The 10,000-nt window shown below is 61.5% G+C and carries 9 protein-coding genes; 1 reads left to right on the top strand and 8 read right to left on the bottom strand.

Annotated elements, in window-relative coordinates; genetic code table 11:
• Positions 1 to 77: 77 nt before the first annotated feature.
• Together LDL37_RS11070 and LDL37_RS11065 are read right to left on the bottom strand one after the other, a co-directional pair.
• Entirely contained in the window at positions 78 to 503 is a 426-nt protein-coding gene (locus tag LDL37_RS11070) for a MucR family transcriptional regulator (RefSeq protein WP_013480837.1), read from the bottom strand.
• Between the two features lie 228 nt (positions 504 to 731).
• Positions 732 to 1,841 carry a phosphatidylinositol-specific phospholipase C1-like protein gene (locus LDL37_RS11065; RefSeq protein ID WP_290798074.1) on the bottom strand — a complete coding sequence of 370 codons (1,110 nt, stop codon included), beginning with the start codon at positions 1,839 to 1,841 and terminating at the stop codon, positions 732 to 734.
• Between the two features lie 207 nt (positions 1,842 to 2,048).
• On the opposite strand from LDL37_RS11065, the gene LDL37_RS11060 reads away from it, so the two are divergent.
• On the top strand, positions 2,049 to 4,862 hold the full coding sequence (locus LDL37_RS11060) for a TonB-dependent receptor (protein WP_290798071.1): 2,814 nt from the start codon (positions 2,049 to 2,051) through the stop codon (positions 4,860 to 4,862).
• 63 nt (positions 4,863 to 4,925) lie between these two features.
• Here LDL37_RS11060 and LDL37_RS11055 read toward each other — a convergent pair whose 3' ends face one another.
• From LDL37_RS11055 to LDL37_RS11030, 6 genes are all read right to left on the bottom strand, one after another.
• Positions 4,926 to 6,359, bottom strand: coding sequence for a bifunctional diguanylate cyclase/phosphodiesterase (locus LDL37_RS11055; RefSeq protein WP_290798068.1), 1,434 nt, complete (start codon positions 6,357 to 6,359; stop codon positions 4,926 to 4,928).
• Between the two features lie 473 nt (positions 6,360 to 6,832).
• Entirely contained in the window at positions 6,833 to 7,033 is a 201-nt protein-coding gene (locus tag LDL37_RS11050; RefSeq protein WP_126423138.1) for an HIG1 domain-containing protein, read from the bottom strand.
• A 69-nt stretch (positions 7,034 to 7,102) separates the two neighbouring features.
• Positions 7,103 to 7,651, bottom strand: a complete 549-nt coding sequence (locus LDL37_RS11045; protein ID WP_290798062.1) for a fasciclin domain-containing protein — start codon at positions 7,649 to 7,651, stop codon at positions 7,103 to 7,105.
• A gap of 109 nt (positions 7,652 to 7,760) precedes the next feature.
• Complete coding sequence (locus LDL37_RS11040) at positions 7,761 to 8,210, bottom strand: thiol-disulfide oxidoreductase DCC family protein (protein ID WP_290798059.1); 450 nt, start codon at positions 8,208 to 8,210, stop codon at positions 7,761 to 7,763.
• 36 nt (positions 8,211 to 8,246) lie between these two features.
• Complete coding sequence (locus LDL37_RS11035; RefSeq protein WP_290798056.1) at positions 8,247 to 9,617, bottom strand: phosphoesterase; 1,371 nt, start codon at positions 9,615 to 9,617, stop codon at positions 8,247 to 8,249.
• Between the two features lie 67 nt (positions 9,618 to 9,684).
• Positions 9,685 to 10,000: FCD domain-containing protein (locus LDL37_RS11030; protein ID WP_290798053.1), on the bottom strand; the 316-nt coding region annotated here is incomplete at its 5' end.

The raw sequence follows: 10,000 nt of genomic DNA, 5'->3' as shown, positions 1-10,000 counted from the left end.
TGCGCGGCTATGTATGTAAGTAGCCATAAAAAAAACGGCAGGCCTGCGGGCCTGCCGTTTTTTTTTATACTGACGTCTTACGCCTTGCGCGGCTTGCGGGCGGCCTGACGACCACCGGTGCCGAGGCCCATCTGCTTGGCAAGGTTGGAGCGCGCCGCCGCATAGTTGGGGGCGACCATCGGATAATCCTTCGGCAGGTTCCACTTGGCGCGGTATTCTTCGGGGCTCATATTGTACTTGGTGCGCAGGTGACGCTTCAGCGACTTGAACTTGCGACCGTCTTCCAGACAAATGATGTAGTCGTCCGAGATCGACTTTTTGATCGACACGGCAGGGGTCTTGGCTTCTTCGACCTTTGCTTCCGGTTCACCGGTCAGACCGCCCAGCGCCTTGTGCACCGAGTGAATCAGAGCGGGCAATTCAGATGCGGGCACCGAATTATTACCGACATAGGCGGTGACAATATCGACAACCAGATCGGTCAGCTTGTTTTGTTCTTCCATAACCAAGAATCCTTGTTACCTTTCCTTCCCCAAAACAGCAGTTTGCCCGCGAAGTCAACTGAGCTGACATAAAAAATTGAAATAAATGCCGATATGGCGAAGTTTCCAGTGCGTCAAACCCCGGATAATTGTGTTCACAATAGTATAGAGCAACGGACATTACTGCGCCGCAGTGTCTATCCTTGCGTGTAGCCGAAGCGAGGTTGACTTAAGGGAAGGCGCGGAGGCTCAATGCCGCGGTGCCTGTCCACGAAGCGGATTGGCACGGGCCGCGACGCCGTCGGGCAGGCGGACCTGATAGGGGCTCCATTCGGGGCGCGGGGTGGGGTAGTCGGTGGAAATATACTGCGCGCCCGACGCCAGCGCCTTTGTGAAGCGGCTGAGATCGTTGCGGCGCGCTTCGGTGGTCGAATCGTCAGCACGGGTGCGCACCACAAAGCCCGCCTTCACCGCCGCCTGAATGCGCTCAAACTGTTTCACCGGGTCGTTGAGGGTGAAGTAGGCGGCGTGATCGGCCGCTTCGGACACCGAATTGACGAAGACGGGCAGGCCCTCCAGCGAGGCGTGACCGCGCATATAGACGGCGACCTTTGCCGGACCTTCGTCCAGCGCGAAGAAGACCTTGCCGCGCGCCGCCTTGAGTGTCGGCCAGCCGCCGGCCATCGCGCCTTCGCGCAGGGTTTTGTGCGGACCGCGCACCTGATCCGGCGTGATCAGGCGCTCCGGCCCGAAGACCGAGCGGATTTCAGCGTCCAGCGCCTCAAAGGCCTGCGCGTCGTAAGCGAGTGGCGTCACGCCGCCGTCGAGGCTGGGGGCGCCATCCTTGGCATTCATCATGATCAGCAGGGGGACGTGATCAGGGTGAGCGTCGGACCAGTCGCGGATCTGCGTCAGGCACTGCACGAAGGTGTGGCAATGGCTGCGCACATCGGCATCGGGCATGTGCAACACCTTGAAGCCAGGCTTATCCATATCCGTGGCATCATAGGGTTCGCCGCTGAGCTGCGGCAGGCGCGGATGGGCATAGCGCCCGCCGTCCGGATCGTAGAGGAAGTCAATCTCAAGCTGACGCATCCCCAGATCGAGCTGCGTTGCCAGAGGCAGGTGGCCGTAGTCGAGCGCCTTCGCCCCCTGCGCATTGCGCGCGGCGATCAGGGCCAGTTCCTTCGGCGGAATGGCGATCTTGTAGCTATTGTGCGTGCCCACCGCCTGAAGGTCGTTCATATGCAGACCGGCGGTGGCCTTCGGTTCCAGTGACTGCGCACAGGCTATAGCGGGCAGGGCGGTCACGGCCGCGACAAGTGCTGCAACAGGCCACAGGTTGGGGCGACGGGTCATGGGTTCACCTTCTCGGTTGTCAAAAGCCTCTGTAGCGCCCGTACCACGCCCGCATGACAAAATGACGAGAAAACACAAGCGAACGGCGTTAGGTGGGGGGGTGTCATAAAACCGTATTTTTAGTGACAATACGCTTTCACAAATAAAACATACCTGCGCCTCAATCCGCCGCGTCCTCCCCCCTGCGGTGGCTATGGGAGCTATTTCATGTCTGTTTCGCAAAAGACGCTGCTGGCGGGGGTCGCCTGCGGCGTTCTCAGCCTGTCGCTTATCCACGCCGCGCCGGCCCTGGCGCAAACCGAAGAGGCCAACAAGGTGTCGCCTGCGGGCGAGGAGGCGCAAGAGGTCGTCGTGCGCGGCTTCCGCAAGTCGCTGGGTCAGGCCCGCGCCCTGAAGCGCAATTCGGATATCGTCTCCGACGTCATCGTCGCCGAGGATATGGCCAAATTCCCCGATCTGAACCTCGCGGAATCGCTGCAACGCCTGCCGGGCGTCGCCATCAACCGCGAAGGCGGCGAAGGCCGTCGCGTCTCTCTGCGCGGTCTGGGGCCGGACTTCACCCGCGTGCAGTTGAACGGCATGGAAGTGCTGGGCAATGTCGATTCGCCGATGGATTCGCGCGGTCAGACCTCGCGCGATCGCGCCTTCGACTTCAACCTGTTCGCCTCTGACCTGTTCAACAAGGTCGATGTGAAGAAGTCCTTCTCGGCCGAGCAGGACGAAGGCGGCATGGCCGGGACGGTCGGCCTTTATACGGCCAAACCGTTCGACTACAAGCCGGGCCTGAAGGGTGCCTTCTCGCTGCAAGGCGGCACCAACTCCAACACCGAAGACTTCCAGAAGCGCGGCGCGGCCATGCTGTCGTACAATCACGACGGCAAATTCGGCGCTCTGATCTCGGTCGCCTATGGTGAGCGCCAGACGCAGGAGCAGGGCTACAACACCTATGGTGCGGGTAATCAGAAGGCCCTTGCCGCCAATGTCAGCAAGCTGAGCGCCGCTGATCAGGCGCTGGCTACCGCCGGCCTGCTGGTCTTCCAGCGCGGTAACCGCCTGTCGGTGTGGGGTTCGGACCAGACGCGCCTTGGCATCACCACGGCCCTGCAATGGCGTCCGGTGGAAAACCTGACCCTGACGCTGGATGCGCTGCACGGGGAGTTCACCAACAAGCGTGACGAGCTACACCTGGCCACGCGAGCCAGCGTTGGTTCGACCGTCCTCGGCACGGCCATGACCCATTCGGGCATCCCGGCTTCGACGCAAAAGGCCCCCAGCCTGAATTCAATCCAGTACGATCAGTACTACAGCGTCCTCTATGCCGACGTCGATAATACGGTCTTCGCCACCGAAACCCGCCGTCAGAAGGCCGAAAACACATTTGACCAAATGGTTCTCACCGCCGACTGGCAGGTGTCGGACACGCTGAATATCAACGGTCATGTGGGCAAGGAAAAGTCCACCTACGACCTGCCCTATTCGGACAAGTTCTATATGGAAGCCTTTGGCGGCCTGATCACCGACTACACGCAGGACCCGTACTACGGCCGTAATACCTATAAGTGGGACACGACCGATCCGAACAACTACCGCGCCCACGAAATCGACTTTTTCAGCAGCTATCAGACGACCGAGCTGGAAAATGCCGAAATCAACGCCGCCTATGCCTATAGCGACAACCTGACCTTCAAGGCCGGTCTGTCCTATCGCAGCTTCGCCAATTCGGGCCGTCAGTACACCAATGACGACGTCCTGAAGTCGGAGTGGGAAAACGGCACCTGGGGCACGCGCCCGGACGACAAGGTCAACAGCTATTACAAGCTGTTCACCGGTCACAAAGACCAGTCGTGGGTCATCGCCGACTTTGACAAGGCCCTCAACTATTACGGCGTGACGCGCACTGTGAACTGGGTGCGCAATGCCGACTACAGTGTCACCGAAGACACCAATGCCGCCTATGCTCAAGTCGATTTCAAGGGCATGCTGGGGGGCCGTCCGGTGCGAGGGAACTTCGGTCTGCGCGGCTATGAGACGGAACTGACCTCCAAAGGCTTTATGGGGGAAACGATCAGGACGCCCGATCCGGTCGATCCGAAGAAAACGATCACGACCGTCAACACCAAACCGGTCACCACAGTGAAGACCTATTCAGGTACGCTGCCAGCCTTCAACATGGTGATTGAAGCGACCGACAATGTGCAGGTGCGTGTCGCCCTGTCCAAGAACCTCAACCGTCCGTCGCTGACGGCCTATGCCATGAACGGTACGGTCAGCAATGACACCACCACCAACACCATCACCGTCTCGACCGGTAACCCCAACCTCGAACCCTATACGTCGGACGAATACGATCTGGGTGTTGAATGGTACTTCGGTCGCGTCGGCATGGTCACCGGCGGTGTCTTCCATAAAGACATCGACAATCTGGTGGTGTCGAAGAAGGAAAATGATGTCTCCTACGCCTCGACCGGTCTACCGGAGGGCTTGAGTGCCGGGGTGACGGCCAACAGTGCGGTCAAGGAATATACACGTCCGATCAACCTCAATAACGTCAAGCTGACGGGCTTTGAGCTGAGCGGTCAGACGGACTTCGTCTTCCTGCCCGCGCCGTTCAACAATCTGGGCATGGTCGCCAACGTCACCTTTATCGACACCACGACGATCAATTCGGTGCAGGGCGTCGATGTCAAGGGGCCGCTGTGGGGCGTGTCTGACGTCAACCACAACCTGACCATCTATTATGAAACCGCCAAATGGGGCGCGCGCGTCTCCGAAAACTTCCGCTCGGACTATCCGATCGATGGCGGTGGCTTTGCCTCGACCACCTATGTGGACGCGGCCGCCTTCTGGCAGGTGACGCCCAGCCTGCGCCTGACGCTGGATGGTATCAACCTGACCGACGAGAAGGAAATCCAGTACAACAGCTTCTGGCCGGGCGGTAGTGCCGCGCGCGGCGCCAAGCGTCTGTGGAACACCACGACGTCGGGCCGCACGGTGTTTGTCGGCCTGAACTGGCAGTTCTGATCCGGCTTTCGGCTCTGAATCAACAGCCCCGGAGCGAAGGCTCCGGGGTTTTTTGTGCCGTTTTCACGCCGCCGTTTCGCTGAACGTATCCGCGCCGAGAATATCGCCCAGACGCTGCGGACGGCCCAGCAGATAGCCCTGAATCTGATCCACGCCCAGCGTGCGCAACAGGTCGCGCTGTTCATCGCTTTCCACCCCTTCGGCGACGATGGTCAGGCCAAAGGCGCGGGCGATCAGTATGGTGCTTTCGATGATCACGCGGCTCTGACCGCTCAGGTCGGCGACAAAGGACTGATCGATCTTGATGCCGCTGACATTGAGGTGACGCAGGCGCGACAGCGACGAATAGCCCGTGCCGAAATCGTCGATATGGATGTGCACGCCCAGCGCCTTGAGGTGTTTGATGGTGTGGCTGACCTGCTCGATATGGCCGTCGTCAAAGACGCTTTCGGTCACTTCGATCTCCAGACAGGCCGGCGAAAGGCCCGTGCGCGACAGGATCGACACCAGATGCAGGGCGAAGGTGTCGAGCGTCAGTTGCTTGACCGAGACATTGACCGCCACCTTGGCCGCGATCCCCTGACGGCGCCATTGGACGGCATCGGCGCAGGCGCGTTCCAGCACCCAGTTGCCGAGTGCCACGATACGGTCGGTATCTTCGGCCAGACGGATGAACTCGTCCGGGCGGATGGTGCCCAGCTCCGGATGGTCCCAGCGGCACAGGGCCTCATAGGACATAAGCGCGCCGGTGCGGGCGCAGACGATCGGCTGATAGGCAACGTACAAGGCGTCGCTGCCGATGGCTGCGCTGAGGGCGCGGCTGAGGTTGAAGCGGCGGCGCAAGCTTTCGGCAAAGGTCTCGTCAAAGGCCAGCGTCCGCCCGCGGCCGCTGCGCTTGACCTCGGTGGTGGCCAGATCGGCGGCGTGGACGATGTCCGAAAAGGTCTTGTCATGATCGGGATGGCAGGCCCAGCCGATACTGACCCCCAGCTTGAGATCGGTGCCTTCGATGTTCAGCGGGATATCGACGGCGCGCGATACGGCCTCTGACACCTCATCGACCAGCGCATTGACGTCGCCGGTGACCTGGCAGGCCAGAACGAACTCATCGCCACCCCAGCGGGCTAGTTTGGCCTGCGGCGGGGCCACGGACTCGATCTGCTGGGCGATGGCGGTCAGCACCTTGTCCCCGGCCTCGTGGCTCAGGGCGTCATTGACCTGCTTGAAGCGGTCGAGATCGAGGAAGAAGACGACGGTGCGGGTGTGGGGCTCGGCCTCGATCCGCTTCTGGTGCCAGTCGAACAGGCCGTATCGGTTGAACAGCCCGGTCAGCTTATCGGTATGGGCCAGCCGCGCCAGCCGTTCGGTGCGTTCGCTGACCTTGGCCTCCAGCACCTGATTGACCTCGCTGAGCTGTTTGATCAGGCTGAGATTGCGGTCTTCGAGGGTGAGATTGCGCACCAGCAGACGATGATTGCCACGCAGCGTGACCAGCATGACGCCTAAAAAGATCAGGCCCAGAAGGCCCAGGGTGCGATGCGTGTCGTCGTGGGTCAGGAGGGTCAGGGAGGCGGGCAGCAGCAGCAGACCAATATAGACGCTGCAGCCCCGCCGTGTAGCTGGCCTTCCAGAACTGATAATCGCTTTTGCGCCGCCAGTTGCGCTTGTCCTGATGAAAGCGCGCCCATGAGCCGCCGCGGATCAGGATGACCGTCACATGCACCACCACCCAGCCAGACAGCAGGGGATGGTTGGCTATGTCGAGCAGGAAGCTGGTGCCGATTACGCAGGCCAGATTGACCAACAGCATCGGTCCAAGCGTGCGATAGGCCTGACGCAACAGGTGCGGGTGATATGAAACAGGATGAAACAGGGTCGGCATAGGCAATCGGAAAGTAATTTACTTTGCCCATTGATAACATTGTCATGTTAACGAACCGAGAAGATACCAGTACCTCTTCCGTTAAAACCTACGACCCGGCCTTGATCGCCATGCTGAGGATCAGGATACCGATGGCGACGATCTGGGTACGCACGCGCCACTCCATCGCCTTGTTGAGCTTGGCGCCCGCTTCCTTGCCGTTCTGGGCAAAGGCGAACATGCCCATGATAAAGGTCGCCAGCACGACCAGCAGCGACAGTCCGATAGCGATATTGACGATGATATCCATAGCGTGACCTTTCGGGCGTACGGTAAAAGAGGCCCGGAAGGGGGACCGGACCTCTTTGCACACGAACCTTTATTTCGGCAAAACGACCTTGTCGATGACGTGGATGACACCATTCTTCTGATAGAGGTCGGTGGTGGTGACGGTGGCGACGCCGCCCGATTCATCGGTCAGCAGCACCTTGCCGCCCGACAGCGAGGCGACCAGCGTATCGCCGCTGACGGTGGTGATCGTATACTTACCATTATGGGCATTGATGGCGGCGATCAGGTCGGCGGCCTTCACCTTACCGGCGACGACGTGATAGGTCAGGACCTTGGTCAGCTTGGCCTTGTTTTCCGGCTTCAGCAGCGTCGGCACCGTGCCCTGCGGCAGGGCGTCGAAAGCGGTATTGGTCGGAGCAAACACGGTGAAGGGACCGGGACCAGACAGGGTGCCGACCAGATCGGCGGCTTTCACGGCAGCGACCAGCGTGCTGAAGTTCGGGTTACCGGCGGCGGTTTCAACTATGGTGGTGGTGGGCTTCTTGGCATAATCGCCAGCCACAGCAGCGGCCGGCAGGGTCAGGCTGGTGGCCAGCAGGGCGATGGTGAGCTTATGCAATAGATTGCGCTTAATCATGGGTTTAGTCTCCGTCTGTTGGGGGGATGCCGAACGTGGCGATAAACTCGAACTCAGAAGCGCTTCTGGATAACTATACGGCGGGTGGCGAAGTTTAGATTAGACAGCGCTACGGCTGACGCATCATCGGTTTGGCCCCCAAAGCGCGGGCAAGACGCGACAGGGCGGGACGCACGGGCAGGAAGGCGCGATAGGCGCGCTCAAGACACCACGCCACGCCGGGCAGGCGGGCCAGTCGCGCCAGCCAGCGCCAGCCGGGCACCTGCGACCAGATGGCGATGAAGGCCTGTGCTCCGGACAGCAGCGTGCCATCGGCCTGACGCACATGGAGCCGTTTCAGCGCCGCCTCACGCGGCAGATCGGGCTCAGGCGTCACCGCGTGGTCGGCCACATCGACAAAGCGCAGGGCCTCGCCCGCGCGCGTCGAATAGTAGCGGATTTCGGTGGAACAGAGAGCGCAGGAGCCGTCGAAATAGACAGTCAGGCCCTCGCGGCAGACCGTGCCGCAGGCGGCGATTTCGGGGGTGGGTGTGTCGGAGTCGTCGGTTGTCTGGGTCATGTGCGTTCTACGCACGAGACGGCTGTTTAGACGGGTTTACCGCACCTGGATATAGACCGGGCTGCCATAGACCCACAGGTCCGGCCACGGGTTTTCGCCGAGCGGATCGGGCAGGGGCTCCGCCTCATCGGTCGCCGTGCCGCGCAGGCGCAGATAGGCGTCTGTGGTGGCGGTAAAAGACCAGTTGAAGGTGATGATTTCGCCATCGCGCGTCCAGTCGGCGGGGGTAAAGGTCTTCACCACGCGGGTCGTGGGGTTGCGCTCGGCCACCTGTCGCGTCACCTCGCCCATGATCAGGTCCACGCGCTTCAGTTCCGGGTGGTCGCCGTGGGCGTTCGGCCCGGCGGGGTCGCGCAAACGCACCGACACCTGCACCATTTCGCCCTTTTTAACCGTCGCCGTGTCGCCCAGATGGGCACCCGCGACGTCCATATCCAGTTCGCTGACCAGATCGCCGGTGGCCACAAAGACGCGCCCCTTGCGCAGGCCATCGAGAATGTCCGCCGGGTCCTTGCGCGCCTTGACCCAGGTCTTGGCGTACTGACCGGGCCAGAAGTCTTCGCCGCCGTCCGCGACATTGCGGTGCGAGTCCGAGGTGGCGGTGACCACGAAGTGGCGGCCTTCGCCCAGCAGCGCGTCCCACACGCCGCCAAGGCGCGCCGTCATGGCGTCAAACCCGCCATAGGTCGGCGACTGCTCGTAATAGCCGCGCTTGCGCAGGGTGTCGGGCGTCGCCCCGCTCTTGAGGCTCGCCCCCTGATGGCCCGGCGCGCCTTCCATGCCGACGGCCACGTCGGGCGCAGTGTCTATCCAGTTGCGCAGGGATTGCGGCGTATGGCGGCCATAGCCGTCCGGTGATTTCGCGCCGCGCGACGGGTGATTGGCGATGACGAGCGGTTGGGGGTTCAACCCCTGCATCTCGCTCAGCGCGGCGATCATGCGCGCCGGGTCGTCACGCCCCGGGTCTTTCGTTTCGTTCGCCGCATAGGTGCTTTCGAGATGACGCAGCGTCTCGGCCTCGCGCGGGTCGATGGCCATGATCAGGCTCGAATGGTCGCCGCCCGGCGTATCGAGTTCCATACCGAAGAACTGGATCAGGTCCGGCACCGCCTGCCGCGCCTGCAGAAACTCCGGATAGGCCTGTTCGTAGCGCAGTTTCGACAGGCCTTCGCCGCCGTGATCGATCAGCACGACCCAGCTCAGGCCGTACTGGCGGGCGTGGCGCGCATTGTCGGGCAGGGTGTAGATGCCGTCCTTGCCCAGCACATAGGTGCCGTCTTCGGCGCGCTTGCCCGAAAAGCGGCTGTGGACATGATGATCCCCGGCCAGCCAGGTGCGCGCCTCTTCGGCGTGGACATTGCCGGCGAGAGCCACAAGTGCAGTGAAGGCAAGACAGGACAGACGCATGAAAAAAGCTCCCGGAAACGGGAGCTTCTTACCGTTCGAGTGTGACGGTTTTGCTGCGTTGGGGGTATCAGGCGCGCTTGTCGTTCTCGAATTCCTTGCGCAGGTCGTAAAGCGTTTCGGCGATGTGCGCGTGCATCAGCTCTGACGCTTCTTCGCCCTTGCCGCGCATCCACAGGTCCAGAAGCGTGGAGTGTTCCTGATGTGCGCGGTCGTCGCGGCCGGCGGGTTCCAGATGTTTGGACACGTAGCGTTCGGCGATGATGTTCAGCCGCTCGATGATCTGCAGGGTGACCTGACGGCCCAGCGGGCGCACCAGCGACAGGTGGAAGGCACGGTTGAGCTTGCCCACCTCGCTCTTGTTGTCCTCGGCGGCGGCGCGGTCC

The organism is Asticcacaulis sp., assembly GCF_020217185.1.
Taxonomy (GTDB): domain Bacteria; phylum Pseudomonadota; class Alphaproteobacteria; order Caulobacterales; family Caulobacteraceae; genus Asticcacaulis.
The sequence above is the reverse complement of the archived record's forward strand: the minus strand, read 5'-3'. Positions and strand labels throughout refer to the sequence as shown.